Consider the following 17,618-nt stretch of genomic DNA (forward strand, 5'->3'; position numbering starts at 1 on the left):
GGCGTGCCATCGAGTGCCGGGCGATCCGCACGACGGCGTGCGCTCGTGACGCGATGACGCGACTCAGTGCGGCAACAGCCGCGTATCGATCGCATGCTCGGCGAGCATCGCCGCCAACGCCTGCCGCGCCTGCGCGCGATCGCCCGGGTCCGCAGCGTCCAGCAGTTCCTGCGCGAGCGCACTGAACTGCGGCCAGAACTCCGCCGGATGGCGCAGATGCGCGGTCCACTCCGGCAGCATCGCCGCCATATGCGCCAATGCCGCCTGCGTCTGCGCGCGCGTGTTCATGTCGGCGCGCGCGGCTGCCGCCATTGCACGCGATGCGTCTGGCCGTCGTCGACCAACGCGATGCGCGCGTCCTGCTGGCGCAAGCCGTCCACGAACAGCCCGCCGCTGTCGGCGGCATCCGCACCGGCGTCCGCCTCAGCGGCAGCCGACTGCAGCAGTTCGATGTGGTACGTGCTGCTGCGGTGACGGTACTGCAGTTCGCAGCGTTCCCAGTCGGCCGGCAGGCAAGGCCGCAGGCGCAGGCTGTCGCCTTCGCGCTGCAGGCCGAGCAGCGATTCGACCAGCAGCCGGTACATCCAGCCGGCCGAGCCGGTGTACCAGGTCCAGCCGCCGCGGCCCACGTGCGGCGCCACGCCGTAGACGTCGGCGGCGAGCACGTAGGGTTCGACCTTGTAGCGCTCGCTGGCCGCCGCATCCAGGCTGTGCTGGATCGGGTTGATCATCCGCGCCAGTTCCCAGGCGCGTTCGCCATCGCCGAGGTGGGCGAAGGCCATCGCCGCCCACACCGCCGCATGCGTGTACTGCCCGCCGTTCTCGCGCACGCCCGGCACGTAGCCGCGAATGTAGCCGGGGTCGTGCGCGATGCGGTCGAACGGCGGCTCCAGCAGCTGGATCAGGCCGGCATCGCGCTTGACCAGATGCTGGTCCAGCGCGGCCATCGCCTGCTGCGCGCGCGCAGGCTCGGCCGCGCCGGACAGCACCGACCAGCTCTGCGAGATCGAGTCGATGCGGCATTCGGTGTTTTGCGCCGAACCCAGCGCAGTGCCGTCGTCGAACCACGCGCGCCGGTACCAGCCGCCATCCCAGGCATGCGCCTCGAGATTGCCGCGCAGCGCATGCGCCGCCGCATCGCACTCGTTGGCGAAGGCCGCATCGTCGCACCCGCGCGCCAGCGCCGCGAACTGCTGCAGCACGTGGTACAGGAAGAAGCCCAGCCACACGCTCTCGCCCTTGCCGCCCTCGCCCACCCGGTTCATGCCATCGTTCCAGTCGCCGGTGCCGATCAGCGGCAACCCGCGTTCGCCGAGCAGGGCCATGCCGCGGCGCAGCGCCTGCACGCAGTGCGCGTACAGCGGCGCACGCTGGTTCGACGGCACCGGCAGGTCGTAGTACGACTCCTCGTCGGCGCCGACGGCGCGGCCTTCGATGTAGCGCACCTCCTCGTCGAGCACGCTGCGGTCGCCGGTGACCTGCAGGTAGCGGCACGCCGCCAGCGGCAGCCACAGGTAATCGTCCGAACAGCGCGTGCGCACGCCGCGGTCCTGCGGCGGATGCCACCAGTGCAGCACGTCGCCCTGCGGGAACTGGTGCGCGGCGCTGGCGAGCAGGTGCTCGCGCGCCAGTTCCGGCGTGGCATGGACCAGCGCCATCATGTCCTGCAGCTGATCGCGGAAACCGAACGCGCCGCCGGACTGGTAGTAGCCGCTGCGCGCCAGGTAGCGGCAGGCCAGGGTCTGGTACGGCAGCCAGCCGTTGACCAGCAGATCCACGCTGGGATCGGGAGTTTTCACCTGCAAGCCGCCTAGCAGTTGCCGCCAGTGGATGCGCACCGCGTCCAGCGCGTCGTGCGCGGCATCGCGGCCGCGCATGCGCCGCGCCAGTTCCAGCGCCGCGTCATGGTCCTTGCCGGCGCCGAGCCGGAACACCGTCTCGCACTCGGCGCCGGCAGCCAGGCTCAGCGGCACCTGAATCGCCGCGCACGGATCCAGCCCGGCGCCGAGGCGTCCGGACAGGCGTTCGCGGCGCAGCGCCTGCGGATCGGCCATGTCGCCGTTGCGGCCGAGGAACTCGCTACGGTCGCCGCTGCAGCTGCGCGTGTCCGCGTCCACGTCGAAGAACGCGGTGCGCGCGGAGAACTCGGCGTTGTAGGGATTGTGCGCCAGCAGTGCACCGTGCGCGCCGTCCTGCTCGGTGACCACGTGCATCTGCGACTTCACCCGCAGATCGCCCAGCACCCATTCCACATAGCCGGTCGCCGACAGGCGCCGGCTGCGGCCGGACAGGTTGCGCAGCTTCAGCACCGAGAACTTCACCGCCTCATGCAGCGCCACGTACACCCACAGCTCGCTGGCGATGCCGTCCTGCACGTGCTCGTAGACGCTGTAGCCGAAGCCATGGCGGGTGCGGTAGTCGCCCTCGCCGCGGCGCGGCAGCGCTTGCGGCGACCATACCCGCCCGCTGTCCTCGTCGCGCAGGTAGAACGCTTCGCCGCAGGCGTCGCCGACCGGGTCGTTGTGCCACGGCGACAGGCGGAACTCGTGCGCGTTCTCGAACCAGGTGTAGCCGGCGGCACTTTCGCTGAGCACCGTGCCCAGCTGCGCATTGGCCAGCACGTTGGACCACGGCGCCGGGGTCGGCGCACCCTCGCGCAGCGCGACCAGGTATTCGCGACCGTCGGCAGCAAAGGCGCCGGTACCGTTGTCGAACAGCACCTCGGCATGCGCCGGCGCGAACGGCCACGGATCCTCGTGCGCATCGCCGCCCGCATGCACAGGCACTGCCAAGGCCTGCGCCTCGGCCAGTGCGGCGGCCGCCAGCGGCACCAGCTCGGGCACGCCGCGCGGCGGCGGCAGATGCCGGCCGATCTGCGCGGCCAGGGTGCCGCGCTGGTCGCTGACGATGACCCGCGCCACCACCTGCAGCAGGATGCGGTCCTCCTGCGAGATGTTCTGCACCGGGCGCACGAAGATGCCGCCGGGGCGCTCCAGCACGCTGGCGTCCGGATCGGCCGCGACCATGCCCAGGATCTGCTCCTGCAGCTGCTGCCGGTAGCCGCTCTGGCTCTCGTTCCAGATCACCAGGTCCGCATGCAGGCCCTTGAGCCGCCAGTACGCGTGCGCCTGCACCATCTGCCGCACCAGTTCGATGTTGTCGGCATCGCCGATCTGCAGCAGCGCGATCGGCAGATCGCCGGAGATCGCATGGCCCCACAGTCCGGACTGGCCGCGCCGGTTCTGCAGCAGCAGTTCGCTGTCGGCGCGCAACGCCGGATGCACGTACACCATCAGCCCGGCCAGGCGCTCGTACAGCTGCGCATCGGCCTGCGAGGCGTTGATCTGGCGGCGCACCACCTGGCTGTGGGTCCAGGCCAGGTCGAACACGCGGTCGGCCAGGCGCCGGTCGCGGTACTTTTCGATCAGCGCCATGCACGCGGCGCGGTCGCCGCCGACGCCGTAGACCATGTCGATCATCGCGGTCTGCTCCGGCGCCAGCACGATCCGGCAGCGGATCGCGACCACCGGGTCGAGCACCGAACCGGCGGTATCGGACAGCACCGCATCGTGGCTCAGCGCGCGCGGGGTGCGCGCGGTATTGCCGCGGCCGAGGAAGCGCGCGCGGTCGGTTTCGTAGGAAATCGCGCCGATGTGTGCATCGTGCACCGCCACCAGATGGAACATCCACGGCGCTACCTCGCCGTGCGCGCGGGTGCGCCGCGTACACAGCAGCGCCTGGGTGTCGCGGGCGATCTCGGTCTGCACGAACAGGTTGCTGAAGGCCGGATGCAGTTCGTCGGCGATGGCCGGCGCCAGCACCACTTCGGCATAGGTGGTGATCTCGATGGTGCGCGGCTGCCGCGAACGGTTGCTGACCCGCAGGCGGCGCAGCTCGATGTCGTCCTCGGCGGAGATCGCCACTTCCAGGTGCGTGTCGAAGCCGCGCTTGCGGCCGCGGAACTCGGCCTTGGCATCGGAGAAGATCGCTTCGTAATGGTCCACTTTCACCGCGGTGGGCTGGTAGGCGGCCGACCAGTAGTCGCCGCTGTCCACGTCGCGCAGGTAGCAGAAACTGCCCCAGTGGTCGCGGGTGCCGTCCTCGCGCCAGCGGGTGATGGCCATGTCGCGCATGCGGCTGTAGCCGCCGCCGGCACTGGTCAGCAGGCCGTGGTAGCGGCCGTTGGAGAGCAGTTGCACCGCCGGCCGCGGCGCGCCCGGATCGCGGAACACGCGCAGCTGGGTCTCGTCCTCGCGCGCATCCTGGGGCCTGCGTACGGTGCCGTCCGCCTCCTGCGGATGGAACACGCCCACCCGCGGAATCCGTTCCTGCAGTAACAGCAGGGTGGCCTGGAATTCGGCATCGGCGGCGAAGCGCTTCTGCATCGGCTGCTCGCGCAGCAGATGGTCCAGCGCCAGCAGGCCCATGCCCTGGTGATGCGCCATGTACGAGCGGATCAGCGCGTGCTCCTGGCCGGGCGGCACCCGGCTGGGGCTGTAGTCGATCGCCTCATGCAGGCCGAAGCGGCCGCCGAAGCCTGCCTCGGTCAGCCGCTGCAGATTGGCGCAGGCCGCTTCCGGGGCCACCATCAGCGCCATCATGCTGGCGTACGGCGCGATCACCAGATCGTCGCCGAGGCCGCGCTTGAGTCCCAGCCCGGGCACGCCGAACGCGCGGTACTGGTAGTTCATCCGCGCATCGACCGCGTTGTAGCCGGACTCGGACACGCCCCACGGCACCGCGTGCCGCGCGCCGTGCGCGATCTGCGCATTGACCGCATGCACCGCGGTCTGGTCAAGCAAGCTGTCGGCATAGCTGGGCATCACCAGCTGCGGCATCAGGTATTCGAACATCGACCCGCTCCACGACAGCAGCGTCGCTTCGCCATCGACCTCGGTGAGCTGGCGGCCGAGCGCGAACCAGCTTTCCTGCGGCAGCTGGCCCTGGGCGATGGCGACGAAGCTGCACAGCCGCGCCTCCGATGCCAGCAGGTCGTAATAGCCCTGATCCAGGCGCCGCTCGTCGACGTTGTAGCCGATCGCCAGCAGCCGCCGCGCCGGGTCGTAGAGGAAGCCGTATTCCATCAGCGACAGCTGCCCGGCGATATGCGCCAGGCGTTCGAGCTGATGGATGCGCGCGCGGGCGCGCTCGGCGGCCGCAGCGTCGCAGGTCTGCGCGGCCAGCGCGCGCAGCGTCGGCAGCGGCGCGTCGGTCACCGGCAGGCAGGCGTCGTCGCGATCCGGCGCCGTCGCCCATGGCGCGAACTGGCGCAGTTCCTGCTGCGCGGCATTGCACGCGTCCAGCAGGACCTGCGGCCAGTGCGGCGCCAAGGCGTCGGCGGACTGCTCCGCGCCCACGGCCGGCGGCGGCCAGCGCTCGGCGATCGAGGCCGCCGGCAGGGCCAGCGCAGCCAGTGCGTGCCAGGTCTGCGGCAGCGTGGCCGGCGGGGCTGCGCGCAGTGCCTGCAGGCGCTGATCAAAGTCGTGCAGCGCCGCCTGCGGCAGCGCCGCTGCGGCTGGATTGTCGTGTGCGGCCTCGCGCAGCACGCCGAACGTGTCGGCCAGCCCGTCGAAGCTGGCCGCGGCCAGCAACGGCGCATCGCACAGCGCCAGCAGGCCCTGGCGCAGGGTCAGCAGATGCCCGGCCAGATTGCCGCTGTCCACCGTCGACAGGTAGGCCGGCGGCAACGGCAGCAGGGTCTCTGTGTCGTACCAGTTGTAGAAATGGCCGCGGTGGCGCGGCAGCGTCTCCATCGTCGCCAAGGTCAGCCGGGTGCGCTCGATCACCCCGCCCGGCTGCAGGTAGCCCAGGTCGTAGGCGGCCAGGTTGCCGAGCAGGGCCAGGCCGATGTTGGTCGGCGAGGTGCGCCGCGCCACCACCAGTTGCGGATGTTCCTGCACGTTGTCCGGCGGCAGCCAATGGTCCTGCGCGCGCATGTGCACTTCGAAGAACGCCCAGGTCCGCCGCGACAGCCGGCCGAGGAAGGCGCGTTGCGGCGGCGCCAGCTGCGCGCGGCGCGGCGCGGCGGCATGCCCCATCCACGCCATCAGCGCCGGGGCGAGGATCCACAGCGCCAGGATCGGCGCGGCGACCCACAGCGCATGCGGCTGCCGCCAGGCCAGCACGGCCAGCAGCGCCAACGCGCACAGCGCCGCCGGTGCCATCCCGCCCAGCTCGGCCGCATTGCCGCGGCCGAGGCTGCGCGCCACGTCGCTGGACGCATGCCATTGCAGCAGGTGGCGCCGGCTGACCAGCATGCGCCACAGCGTGCGCACGATCGCCAGCGCGGCGTAACCGGCCTCGTACGGCAGGCAGGCCAGCGCCACCAGCGCGCGCTGCAGTTGCGCGGTCACCGCCTTGGTCAGCGTGCCCAGGTGCATGCGCCAGGCCATGTCCGGCGGTTTGGCGACCAGGTCGTGCAGCGCCGGCACCACGATTGGCAGCACGAACAGGCCCAGCAGCCAGGCGGTCCACGCCGCCGGCCGCGGCAGCCATAGCCAACCGAGCACCAGCAACGCGGTGGCGGCGATCGGCACCAGGCTGCGGCGCAGGTTGTCCAGTAATTTGCCGCGCGACAGCCGCGACAGCGGCGTGCGCCGGTAGCGACCGGTGGCGTCCGGCACCCACGGCAGCAGCCAGGGCAGCAACTGCCAGTCGCCACGGATCCAGCGCGCGCGGCGCTTCACGTCGGCCGCATAGCGCGACGGATAGTCCTCGAACAACCGCACGTCGCTGACCAGGCCGGCGCGCGCGTAGCAGCCTTCCAGCAGGTCGTGGCTGAGGATGCGATTGTCGGGCAGGCGGCCGTCGAGCGCCTGCTCGAACGCATCCACGTCGTAGATGCCCTTGCCGACGAACGAGCCTTCGCCGAACAGGTCCTGGTACACGTCCGATACGGTGCGCGTATACGGGTCGATGCCCGGCTCGCTGCCGAACAGGCGCGCGTAGCGGGTGATGCGATGGCCGCTCATGCTGCTGCCCACGCTCGGCTGCAGGATGCCGTAGCCGCGGGTCACCCGGCCCAGCGCCGGATCGATGCGCGCGCGGTTCAGCGGATGCGCCAGGGTCGCGACGAACTCGCGCGCCGCATCGCGCGGCAGCCGCGTATCCGCGTCCAGGGTGATCACGTAGCGCACCTGCGCCAGCAGCGTGGTGGTGCCGATCAGCGCACTGAAATCGGCATCGGCCGCGCCGCCGCGCAACAGCCGGTTCAGCGCCGCCAGCTTGCCGCGCTTGCGCTCGTGGCCGATCCAGACGCGCTCGCCGGCGCTCCACAGGCGCGGGCGGTGCAGCAGGAAGAAGCGGTCGCCGCTTTCCGGCGCGTAGCGCTGGTTGAGCCGCACGATGTGCTGCACGGCGTGGTCGAGCAGCGCCGCATCGCCGGGCAGCGTCGCCTGCGCGGCGTCCAGGAAATCGGTGAGCAGCGCGAAATGCAGCTGCGTATCGCGGTTGGCCAGGAACCGCACTTCCAGCGCCTCGGCCAGTTCGTCGATCGTGGCCGTGTCGCTGAGCATGCTCGGCACCACCACCAGGGTCCGCGCGCCGGCCGGAATGCCCTTGGAAAAGTCCATCCGCGGCAGCGTGCGCGGCGCCACCAGCAGCGTCGCCGCCCAATTGACCAGGGCCACGCCCAGTTCGCTGAACACCAGCACGCCCAGCAGCGCGGCCGTCGCCCACAGCCAGGCCGGCACCGCGGTCAGCGCATGCAACTGCTCAAGCAAGGTCCAGGCGCCGAATGCGGCGATCGCCGCGATCGGCAGCAGGTACGCCGGCAATGGCAGCGTGCGCCGCGCCACGTGGGGCCGACGCCGCGCGCGCGGCAACGCGGCGATCGCCGCCGGCAGATCGCGCTGGCCGTCGTCGACCAGGTAGTAGCCGACGTGACGCTGGTCGTCCAACGATGCCGCCTGCGCCAGCTGCAGCACGCACGCGGCCACCGCGTCTTCGCTGGCGCCGCTGCGCCGCGCCAGCAGCTCGACGCTGTGCCGGTAGCTGTCGCGGGTCTGGAAATCCATCTGCGCGTAGGTGCCATGCGGATCGCGGCGCAGATGCGCCTCGACCACGCTCAACTCTTCGACGAAATCGCGCCAGTCCATCGTCGCCAGCAAACGCAGGCTTGCGATGCTGTTGCTGATCGAGACCTGATCGGCGGCCTGCTGCTGGCTTTCCGCATGCACCATCTCGTCGATGCGCTGGCCGCCGTCGGCCAGCCACTGCTCGACCCAGGTCACCGGCATCGCCAGCACCCCGCCGCGCCCGTGCAGCGCGCGCACCAGTTCGGCCACGAACGCGCCGGACAGCGGCGGCTGCGAGCGCGCCATGTCCGCGACCACCAGCACCACGCTCTTGGGATCCTGCACGGCGGTGGTATTGAGCCGGTCGGCCCAGTCGCTGGCCAGGCGATGGTCGATACCGTCGCGCATCACCCGCGCCGCGACCCGGCGCAGGTTTTCCAGCAGGCCCAGGCGCAGCATGATCGGAATCGCCCACAGCTCGCCCAGCTTCAGCGGCGTCACCGTCTGGTAGGCGGCGATGAAGCGGCTGGCCATGTCGGCATCGATACGGCCGTCGCCGTGTGCGATCGCGTCCATCGACAACGCATAGACGCGCGGCAACCCGGCCGACGCGCCCTGCGCCAGCGCCGGCAGCTGGCGGCTGTAGCCGGCAGGCAGATGGCGCCGCGCGATCAGGATCTGTTCTTCGACCAGGTAGAAGTTGTCCAGCAGCCACTCGCCGGCGGGGGTGACGCGGATGTCGTCGCGGACCATCGCCGAGAGCATCGCCAAGGCGTCGCGCAGCACGTCCTCGTTCTGTTTCAGCCGCGCCAGCAACACCTCGGGGCTGCGCCCGCCGCGCACCCGGTGGCTGCGCGCCAGGGCTTCGCCGTGCGCGGCCATCTGCTCGGCGCTGAGCAGCTGTGCGCGCAACGGCTCTTCGGCCAGCGGCTGCCCGCGACCATGCTGCAGGAACAGCGCACGCATGCCGGAGAGCCCGCGCCGATAAGGAAGCAGCCGTCTACGCAACGCACGCCAGGGGGACGCCATGATGATCCAGAGGGGCCAGAGAGCCCGCTTGGCTTCATGCTTAACAGGCGCCGGCAGCGCCAGGCGTGAATGCGGGCAGCGCGCTGCGCGTCGTTGCCGATCGTGCCGGCGGCGCGGCGCGAGACACAGCCGCGCTGCGGTTGACGCTGCGGCCGGCGCACGGCGCGCCGATGGCGTTCAGGTGGCGATGCGCGCGTCGGTGCCGGTTGGCGCAATCGCCGGTCATTGCGCCACGATTGCGCAGCATGCGGGCACTGCGAAGCGCAGACGAGCGCGCCCCGACGGATGTATGGGCATCCCGCGAGCACGGCGCAGCGGTTTCGCTTTGCATCGCCCGCTGGCGCGCGGGAAACGGCGACTGAGGCCGCGCCGGCGCCGCCTGCCGCCGCGAGCGGTTCCGGCGCTGCATTACCATGCTGCTTCCCGCCCCGCGAACTTATCCCGTGCCCGACAGCCTCCACGACCTGCAAGCCGCCCAGCGCGCGTTCGCCGACGCACGCGAGTGGGGCCAGTTCCACACCCCACGCAACCTGGCCGCGGCGCTGTCGGTCGAGGCGTCGGAACTGCTCGAGCATTTCCAATGGCTCACCGACGAGCAGAGCCGGCAACTGTCGGACGACAAGAAGGCCCAGGTCGGCAGCGAGGTGGCCGACGTGCTGCTATACCTGCTGCAGCTGTGCGACAAGCTGGGCATCGACCCGATCGAGGCGGCGCGGCAGAAGATGCAGGTCAACGCCGCCAAATACCCGGTGGACCGCGCCAAGGGCCGCATCACCAAATACACCGAGTTGTAGCGACGGCACTGCCTCGCGCCCGCCCTTGCACCTTGTAGGAGCGGCTTCAGCCGCGACAGGCACCATCAGTAAAGCCCGTCGCGGCTGAAGCCGCTCCTACAGGGGACAACGCGCTATCACTGCAGCGCCTGCGCCAAGAACGGCGCAGTGCGACTTCCTCCGCATGCCGCCCGAACAGCACCGCTTGTGCATGTCGGCGGAAGCTGCGTTGGCGATGCGATGCACTTGCGCGCGCCATCCGCAGCAGACACACCACAAGGTTCACTGCCTGCAACAGATGAGAGCGAAGGCGCGCTAGCCTCGCATCGCCTCAGCGAGAAATGGCGCAGTCCGGCTACCCGCATGCCGGGCCACCGCCTGCGCCAGGCCGGCGACGACGACCTTGCCGCCTTCGTCGCCGGCGCCTGGCCCCATGTCGATGATCCAGTCGCTGGCCGCGGCTACGCGCATGTCGTGCTCGACCGCCACCACGGTATTGCCCGCCTCCACCAGCCCGTGCAACTGGCGCAGCAGCGTGTCCACGTCGGCCGGATGCAGGCCGGTGGTCGGTTCGTCGAGCACGTAGACGGTGTCGCGGCGCTGCGCGCGTTGCAGTTCGGTGGCCAGCTTGATGCGCTGCGCCTCGCCGCCGGACAGTTCGGTGGCCGGCTGGCCCAGCCTCAGATAGCCCAAGCCCACCTCGGCCAGTACCTGCAACGGCCGTGCGATCGCCGCATCGTCGGCGAAGAAGTCCGCCGCCTGCGCCACGGTCATGCGCAACACCTGCGCGATGGTGTACCCGCGCAGTTCGATCTCCAGCGTCTTGGCGTTGTAGCGCGCGCCATGGCAGCTGGGGCATGGCGCGTACACGCTGGGCATGAACAACAATTCCACGAACACCGCGCCCTCGCCTTCGCAGGTGGCGCAACGGCCCTTGGCGACGTTGAACGAGAAACGGCCGGCGTCGTACTTGCGCTTGCGCGCCGCGGGCGTGGCCGCGAAGCGCTTGCGCACGTGGTCGAACAGCCCGGTATAGGTTGCCAGGTTCGAGCGCGGCGTGCGGCCGATCGGCTTCTGGTCCACCTGCACCAGGCGCCGCACATGCTGCAGGCCATCGGCGATGCGTCCATCTGTCGCCGCTTGCGTGCTGCGTTCCAGCGGATCCACGCCTTCTTCCGGATCGGCATGCTCCTGACCAAGATGCGCGCCAAGCAACTCCACCAATGCCTGGCTGACCAGCGACGATTTCCCGGAACCGGACACGCCGGTGACCGTGGTGAACACGCCCAGCGGGATGTCCACGTCCAGCGCAGCGACGTTGTTGCGGGTGATGCCGCGCAGCTGCAGCCACGCGCCCGGCGCGCGCGGCGCATGCGCGATCGGCGCCTGCTCGGCGAACAGATAGCGGCGCGTGGACGAGGCCGCAACCTGCGCCAGCCCCGCCGGCGGTCCGCTGTACAGCACCTGCCCGCCCTGCTCGCCTGCGCCGGGACCGACATCGACGATCCAGTCGGCATGGCGGATCACGTCGATCTCGTGCTCGACCACGAACAGCGAATTGCCCGCGGCCTTGAGCTGATCCAGCGCGGCCAGCAGCGCCTGCGCGTCGGCAGGATGCAGGCCGGCGGACGGCTCGTCCATCACGTAAACCACGCCGAACAGCTGCGAGCGGATCTGCGTAGCCAGGCGCAGCCGCTGCAACTCACCGGGCGACAGCGTGGGCGTGCTGCGTTCCAGGGTGAGATAGCCCAGGCCCAGCTCCTGCAGCATCTGGATCCGCGCCAGCAGATCCTGCGCGAGGCGCTGCGCGGCGATGGCCTGCTCGGGATGACGCTTGGCGTCGCGGGTGCGGCCAGCCGCGGCCGGGCGCAGCAGCTCGGCCACTTGCGTGAGCGGACGCTGCGACAACGCGCCGATGTCCAGCCCGGCGAAGGTCACCGACAGCGCCTCGCGACGCAGGCGCTTGCCGTCGCAGGTCGGACATGGCGTGCTCAGCAGATACTGCGCCACGCGCTTCTTGATCAGCGCGCTTTGCGTGCTGGCGAAGGTGTGCAACACGTAACGGCGCGCGCTGCTGAAGGTGCCCATGTAGGCCGGTTCCTGCTTGCGCCGCAGCGCGCGCTGCGTCTCGGCGAGGCTGAAACCCGGATACACCGGCACCGTCGGCTGCTCGTCGGTGTACAGGATCCAGTCGCGGGTCTTCTTCGGCAGCTTGGCCCACGGCACATCGACGTCGTGACCGAGCGTGGTGAGGATGTCGCGCAGGTTCTGCCCGTGCCAGGCCGGCGGCCATGCGGCCACGGCGCGCTCGCGGATGCTCAGCGTGCGATCCGGCACCATCGACGCCTCGGTGGCGTCGTAGATGCGGCCCAGGCCGTGGCAGGTCGGGCAGGCGCCGGCCGGTGTGTTCGGCGAGAAGCCGTCGGCATAGATGATGGCCTGCCCCGGCGGATAGTCGCCGGCACGCGAATACAGCATGCGCAGCGAATTGGAGATGGTGGTGACGCTGCCCACCGACGAACGCGTGCTCGGCGCACCGCGATGCTGCTGCAGCGCCACCGCCGGCGGCAGGCCTTCGATGGAATCCACGTCCGGCACCCCGGCCTGGTCGATCAGGCGCCGCGCGTAGGGCGAGATCGAATCCAGATAGCGGCGCTGCGCCTCGGCGAACAGCGTGCCGAACGCCAGCGACGATTTGCCGGAACCGGACACCCCGGTGAACACCACCAGCGCATCGCGCGGCAGTTCCACGTCCACGTCCTTGAGATTGTGTTCGCGGGCGCCACGGACGCGGACGAAACCGGAGGCGGGGGAAACGGACGGCTTGGGCATTGGCTGGAAAATGGGCAAGAGCTTGCGCAAGCTTAGCGGGTCGGGCGGATGCGGCTGTGTATGCGCTGGCGCGATGGGCGCGGCGTCGCCTTCGCGACCACGCACACCTGTCACTGGACATGCACTCTTGCAGGAGGAACTTCAGTTTCGGCACTGTTCGAAGCTATCAGGCCCACCGCTTCGCCGGTCGCGGCTGAAGCCGCTCCTACAAGAGCCGACAGGCCCCAACCAAGGCGCCCTGTAGGAGCGGCTTCAGCCGCGACAGACAGCTTGGAAATCGATACATCACGGTCGAGGCGGAAGCCTCTCTTACAAGAAAATTGCGGCGAGCCGGCTGGGCACGCTGCAGGAGGGACTTCAGTCCCGACGCTGTCACCCGCCGCTAAACGTAGCGCGGAATCGGCCCCCAACTACACGCAGATATGGCGCGCGCCACGCGCCGCGACCATCGCAGCGCTCTTGTGTTCGCACCCGCAACGCCCCATCCAGTTGTTGCCGCACCGATGCCGATGCCTAACCCTGCCCCCTTCTTTCTCAAGGAACCGCTCATGTCCGTCTCAATGTACCGCCTTAGCGTCCCGGTATTGCTGCGTGGCCTGGGCGTGCTGCAACGTTACGTCGACCTGGCCGAGCGCCATGCGCAGGACAAGGGCCTGGATCCGCAGACGCTGGTCGACGCGCGCCTGGCACCGGACATGTTCGGCTTCGCCGCGCAGATCCAGCGCGCCTCGGACACCGCCAAGAACACCATCGGCCGCCTCAGCGACATCGTGCCGCCGAAGATGGCGGACGACGAAACCACCCTGGCGCAGCTGCGCGAGCGCATCGCCGCCACCCAGCGCTTCCTGCACAGCGTGGATGCGTCCGCCCTGGACGGTGCACAGGACCGCGCGGTGTCGCTGAGCGCCGGCAAATTGAAGGCCGACTTCAACGGCAGCGACTACCTGCTGACCTTCGCCCTGCCCAACTTCTTCTTCCATGTCGCCACCGCGCACGCGATCCTGCGCCAGCAAGGCGTGGCGGTGGGCAAACTCGACTACCTGGGGCCGTTCGACACGAAAGAAACGGCAGCCGCCTGAAGCCCCTCTCCCCTCGGAAGAGGGGTTGGGGTGAGGGTCCGGCGCGAAAGCGACTCGCTGATGTAAGCGCACGAAGCTGCGCCTGTCAGCGTCGGAGACCGCGCCTGCCGGCGCCAGGCGACTACGCCAACGAAGGCGCCACAAGCGCGCCGGCATCGTCCGCAGCAAACACCCCTCCCGCCAACGCATGCATCCGCGCCACCGCCGCCGCGAACGGCCGCAGCACCGCCACGCCGCGCTCGGCGAACACCGCATGCAGCGCGCCGTAGTACCACAAAGTCCCCTCGCGGCCGGCAGTGAAACGCTCGAACACCTGCATACCCACCGCGGGATCTTCCAGATCCGCAACGATACTGCGCGCGTTGTAAAGCTTGTCGCAGGCCGACACCAACAGCACTACATCCGGCGCCTGGCGCAGATGCGCCAGATACGCCTGCTTGCGGATGCGCCAGGCACGGCGCCTGGCCGGCACGTCCTCCTGCGCCGCCTTGCGCTCGGCGCTGGCGTCGGTACAGCCCATCACGATCGCCGCCACCGCATCGCCGAACTGTGCGCGGATCACCGCCTCGTGGCCGGCGCCGCAGTCCTCGACCACGTCGTGCAGCAACGCCGCGATCGCCTGGTCTTCATTGCCGCCGGCTTCCAGCACCAGCGTCGAGACCCCCAGCACATGGCTGACATACGGCACCGTGCCGCCCTTGCGGAACTGGCCGGCGTGGGCGATACGCGCGTAATCCACGGCACGCGCATAGCGTTCGGTGAGAGCGGTCATGCGGTCTTCCTGACGGAGCAGACCCGCATTATTGCGGAATCCGCACGCCATCGCGGCGCAAACGGTTCAGACCGGCGGCGGCCGCACCCGGAACACCACGCTCATCCGCGGCGTCACCGGCCTGGCGGTCTTGGGGATGCCGTGTTCGTGGCTGAGCTGCGAGGCGTGGCGCATCGCCAGCAGGCTGCCCGGCGCCAGTTCCACGCCGATGCTCCTGCGCGCGCCGGCCTTGGCGCGCAGGTTCATGCGCCGCGGCGCGCCCAGCGACACCAGCGCGATGGGGTGCGGCGCCAGCAGCGTATGCAGCGTGTCGTGGTGCATCGCCACGCTGTCGCGGCCGTCGCGGTACAGATTCAGGCCCACATCGGTGTACGGCGCCGGCACCCGCGCCTGCACCGCGGCATGCAGCCCGCGCAACGGCAGCGCCTCGGACAGCGCGTGCAGGCCGTACGCCGCCACCAGCCGCGGCACGTCCACCACCCGGTCGTACATCGGCCGGCGCAGCTGCTGCCACTGCGCGCCATCGCGCAAGGCGGCGAACCGGGCCTGCGCCGGCTCCGGATCGAGCAACTGCGGCCAATAGCGGATACCGCCCTCGGCATCGGCCACCAGGCAATGCGGCGCGTCGTCGGGCTGGGCGAACAGGTCCATGGGCACAAGATGGGGGAGCGGCAAAGAAGACGCCATCCCGGCATCTGAACGGATCAGCGGCTGCGACGCGGCGCAATGTCGCCGCACGCGATGGGAATTCTTACTTTTCGCCCGCGCTGCGTTAACGTTGCGCTTGGGAGCATTCAAAATGTACCTACATCACAGCACAGGCGAGACGCACGCATGACCGCAGCGCGCAGGACAACGAAAAGCATGACCACAGCAGCCGCCACGCCCCTCCACAGCGCCAATGGCGCCCACGCAGACGCCCCAGGCCGCGGCGCCAAGGCGCCAGCCAAAGCGCTCCGCGCACGCGGCGCACCGGGCACCCGCAGCGAGGTGTTCCAGTCGCCCCTGTCTGCAGGCGGCACCGACAGCGACCTGCGCCGACGCGCGCAGCGCACGCGCTTGGCGACCAGGGTGGCCGCCGTCGGCACGATTGCCGCCGTGGCGGCGGTCGCCGCGCTGATCGCCTGGCGGCGCGCGCGGCGCTAACACCCCACGCAATCGCGCGCCGCTGCAGCCGTCATGGCGCAGGCGATGCAGGACCTCAAGGCGGCGCTCGGCAGTTGCATCGCCACCCCACCGCGCTAGTCTCGAGCAGACGGAAAGAAGAGCCACATGCGCGACCATTCGATCGAAGCACGCTTGCTCTGCATTGCCGGCATCGCCGGCCACGCCTACTGGGTGCTGCGTGACGAGCGCGGCAGCATCCTGGCCGAACTGCACGGCCTGGCCACCGACCGGCACACCGGCACGCCGATCCCGATCGGCACCGACGCACGCAGGCACGCGCTGCGCGTCTGGCACTACCCGCACGACGCCGATTACGCACAGGCCATCGGCGCCCAGCCCGACCGCACCAGCTACCTGCGCGACGGCCAGCCAGCGCGTACCGCCGCCAGCGGCGACAAGCACGATATCCTGGCGCGCTGGCACGCGGCGTTATGCGCCATGCCCGAACTCAACGCCCAGGACCTGGACTACCCCAACTACGGCTTCAAGCTGCTCGGCGCCACCATCAACAGCAACTCCGCCTTCCGCACCTTCGGCGAATTGATGGGCGTGCCGGTGCCAAGTTTCCCTCATAGGCTACAACCGGGCAGCGGCAACTGCATGCTGCCGCGTGAGCGTATCGCGGCGCTGTGTTATCGCGAGTGGGCGGTGCAATATGGACTGGCCAGCCTTTCGTAGACATCCAGTTGCCATAATTGATGGCAATGACCGAGGTGTTTATGGGCAACAGCAAGCAGTACACGGATGAGTTCCGTGCCGAGGCGGAGAGGCAGGTGATCGAGCGTGGCTTCACGGTGGTTGACGTCGCCTCCCGCATAGGGGTTCCCAAGCACACGTTGTATGGCTGGGTGCAGGCGGCCAAGAAGACGGTACCGGCCCCTGGAGCCCCGGCCGCGCCGAGCGACTCGGCCGAGATCCGCCGGCTCAAGGCTGAGCTGCGGCGGGTAACCGAGGAGCGCGACATCCTAAAAAAAGCCGCCGCGTACTTTGCCAAGGGGTAAGGGCGAAGTACGCGTTCATGCGCGCGCACGTCCGGGAGTTCCGTCTGGTGGCGATGTGCCGGGTGCTGGACGTGCAACGCAGTGGCTACTACGCCTGGCTGCGCCATGGCGCCAGTGCTCGCGAGCGCGAAGATCAGCGTCTGCTGGGGCTGATCAAGCACCACTGGCTGGCCAGCGGCACGGTGTATGGCTATCGCAAGATCACCCTGGACCTGCGCGAGGCCGGCGAGCGCTGCAGCCGGCACCGCGTCCTGCGGTTGATGAAAGCAGAAGGCCTGCGTGCCCAAGTCGGTTACGGCCGCAAGCCACGTCATCACGGTGGTCCCGTGGGCGTGGTGACCAATGTGCTCAACCGGGAATTCGCGCCACAGGCGCCGAACAAGGTCTGGGTCACGGATATCACCTACATCAGGACCTACGAGGGCTGGCTGTTCCTGGCGACGGTGATGGATCTGTACTCGCGGCAGATCGTCGGCTGGGCGACGGCGTCGACGATGACCAGCGATCTGGTACTGCAGGCGCTGGTGGCGGCAGCTTGGCGGCGCAAGCCGGGCCCAGGTGTGCTGGTGCATTCGGATCAGGGCTGTCAGTTCACCAGCAGCGACTGGCAGTCGTTCCTGAAAGCGCACCGGATGGTGCCGAGCATGAGCCGACGCGGGAACTGCCACGACAACGCCGTGGCCGAGAGCTTCTTCAGCGTCTTGAAGAAGGAGCGGATCAAGCGGCGGATCTACCCGACACGCGCCGTGGCAGCATCGGACGTGTTCGACTACATCGAGATGTTCTACAACCCGATCCGCCGGAATGGTTCCGCTGCCGGGCTGTCACCTGTAGAGTTTGAAAGGCGCTACGCGCAGAGCCGCAACTGAGTGTCTACGGAACTCTGGCCAGTCCACTTCGCGCAGCGCAGGATCGACCCGGAGCGAAGGAAGGGATGCTGATTTCATGCG

The 17,618-nt window shown here is 69.6% G+C and carries 10 protein-coding genes; 5 read left to right on the forward strand and 5 right to left on the reverse strand.

Features of this window, described 5'->3' with window-relative positions:
* Positions 1-63 precede the first annotated feature (63 nt).
* Positions 64-288, reverse strand: coding sequence for a hypothetical protein (locus ISN38_RS05425; RefSeq protein WP_230811794.1), 225 nt, complete (start codon positions 286-288; stop codon positions 64-66).
* A complete protein-coding gene (locus ISN38_RS05430) occupies positions 285-8,981 on the reverse strand; it encodes a glycoside hydrolase family 94 protein (RefSeq protein ID WP_241753989.1) in 8,697 nt (2,898 codons plus the stop codon). The genes ISN38_RS05425 and ISN38_RS05430 overlap by 4 nt, the downstream gene beginning before the upstream one ends.
* Positions 8,982-9,487: 506 nt before the next feature.
* Here ISN38_RS05430 and ISN38_RS05435 point away from each other — a divergent pair.
* Positions 9,488-9,838, forward strand: a complete 351-nt coding sequence (locus ISN38_RS05435) for a nucleotide pyrophosphohydrolase (RefSeq protein WP_003465565.1) — start codon at positions 9,488-9,490, stop codon at positions 9,836-9,838.
* A gap of 294 nt (positions 9,839-10,132) precedes the next feature.
* Here ISN38_RS05435 and ISN38_RS05440 read toward each other — a convergent pair whose 3' ends face one another.
* Positions 10,133-12,649, reverse strand: a complete 2,517-nt coding sequence (locus ISN38_RS05440; protein ID WP_058358474.1) for an excinuclease ABC subunit UvrA — start codon at positions 12,647-12,649, stop codon at positions 10,133-10,135.
* 548 nt (positions 12,650-13,197) lie between these two features.
* On the opposite strand from ISN38_RS05440, the gene ISN38_RS05445 reads away from it, so the two are divergent.
* Positions 13,198-13,728: a DUF1993 domain-containing protein gene (locus ISN38_RS05445; RefSeq protein ID WP_038236442.1), complete on the forward strand. Its 531-nt coding sequence runs from the start codon at positions 13,198-13,200 to the stop codon at positions 13,726-13,728.
* 121 nt (positions 13,729-13,849) lie between these two features.
* Here the strand turns inward: ISN38_RS05445 and ISN38_RS05450 are convergent, their stop codons facing one another.
* A complete protein-coding gene (locus ISN38_RS05450) occupies positions 13,850-14,500 on the reverse strand; it encodes an HD domain-containing protein (RefSeq protein WP_003465557.1) in 651 nt (216 codons plus the stop codon).
* 66 nt (positions 14,501-14,566) lie between these two features.
* Complete coding sequence (locus ISN38_RS05455; RefSeq protein ID WP_003465554.1) at positions 14,567-15,151, reverse strand: alpha-ketoglutarate-dependent dioxygenase AlkB; 585 nt, start codon at positions 15,149-15,151, stop codon at positions 14,567-14,569.
* A gap of 183 nt (positions 15,152-15,334) precedes the next feature.
* Between ISN38_RS05455 and ISN38_RS05460 the strand changes: the two genes are divergently transcribed.
* The 3 genes from ISN38_RS05460 (at position 15,335) to ISN38_RS05470 (ending at position 17,537) form a co-directional block, all read left to right on the forward strand.
* A complete protein-coding gene (locus tag ISN38_RS05460) occupies positions 15,335-15,646 on the forward strand; it encodes a hypothetical protein (protein WP_230839078.1) in 312 nt (103 codons plus the stop codon).
* 126 nt (positions 15,647-15,772) lie between these two features.
* Positions 15,773-16,345, forward strand: coding sequence for a hypothetical protein (locus ISN38_RS05465; protein ID WP_003465550.1), 573 nt, complete (start codon positions 15,773-15,775; stop codon positions 16,343-16,345).
* A gap of 41 nt (positions 16,346-16,386) precedes the next feature.
* Positions 16,387-17,537, forward strand: a protein-coding gene (locus ISN38_RS05470) for an IS3 family transposase (RefSeq protein WP_206712200.1) whose coding sequence is annotated in 2 segments (ribosomal slippage) — positions 16,387-16,642 and positions 16,642-17,537 — 1,152 coding nt in all. Because the reading frame shifts where the segments join, the coding sequence is not laid out codon by codon here.
* The last annotated feature ends 81 nt before the right edge of the window (positions 17,538-17,618 follow it).

It is taken from the genome of Xanthomonas translucens pv. undulosa (genome assembly GCF_017301775.1).
In the GTDB taxonomy this organism is placed as follows: Bacteria; Pseudomonadota; Gammaproteobacteria; order Xanthomonadales; family Xanthomonadaceae; genus Xanthomonas_A; species Xanthomonas_A translucens.

Coding starts and splice junctions, on each gene's coding strand:
- ISN38_RS05440 (WP_058358474.1), bottom strand. CDS start 12,649: ATGCCCAAGCCGTCCGTTTCCCCCGCCTCCGGTTTCGTCCGCGTCCGT.
- ISN38_RS05450 (WP_003465557.1), bottom strand. CDS start 14,500: ATGACCGCTCTCACCGAACGCTATGCGCGTGCCGTGGATTACGCGCGT.
- ISN38_RS05445 (WP_038236442.1), top strand. CDS start 13,198: ATGTCCGTCTCAATGTACCGCCTTAGCGTCCCGGTATTGCTGCGTGGC.
- ISN38_RS05455 (WP_003465554.1), bottom strand. CDS start 15,151: ATGGACCTGTTCGCCCAGCCCGACGACGCGCCGCATTGCCTGGTGGCC.
- ISN38_RS05430 (WP_241753989.1), bottom strand. CDS start 8,981: ATGCGTGCGCTGTTCCTGCAGCATGGTCGCGGGCAGCCGCTGGCCGAA.
- ISN38_RS05460 (WP_230839078.1), top strand. CDS start 15,335: ATGACCGCAGCGCGCAGGACAACGAAAAGCATGACCACAGCAGCCGCC.
- ISN38_RS05465 (WP_003465550.1), top strand. CDS start 15,773: ATGCGCGACCATTCGATCGAAGCACGCTTGCTCTGCATTGCCGGCATC.
- ISN38_RS05425 (WP_230811794.1), bottom strand. CDS start 288: ATGAACACGCGCGCGCAGACGCAGGCGGCATTGGCGCATATGGCGGCG.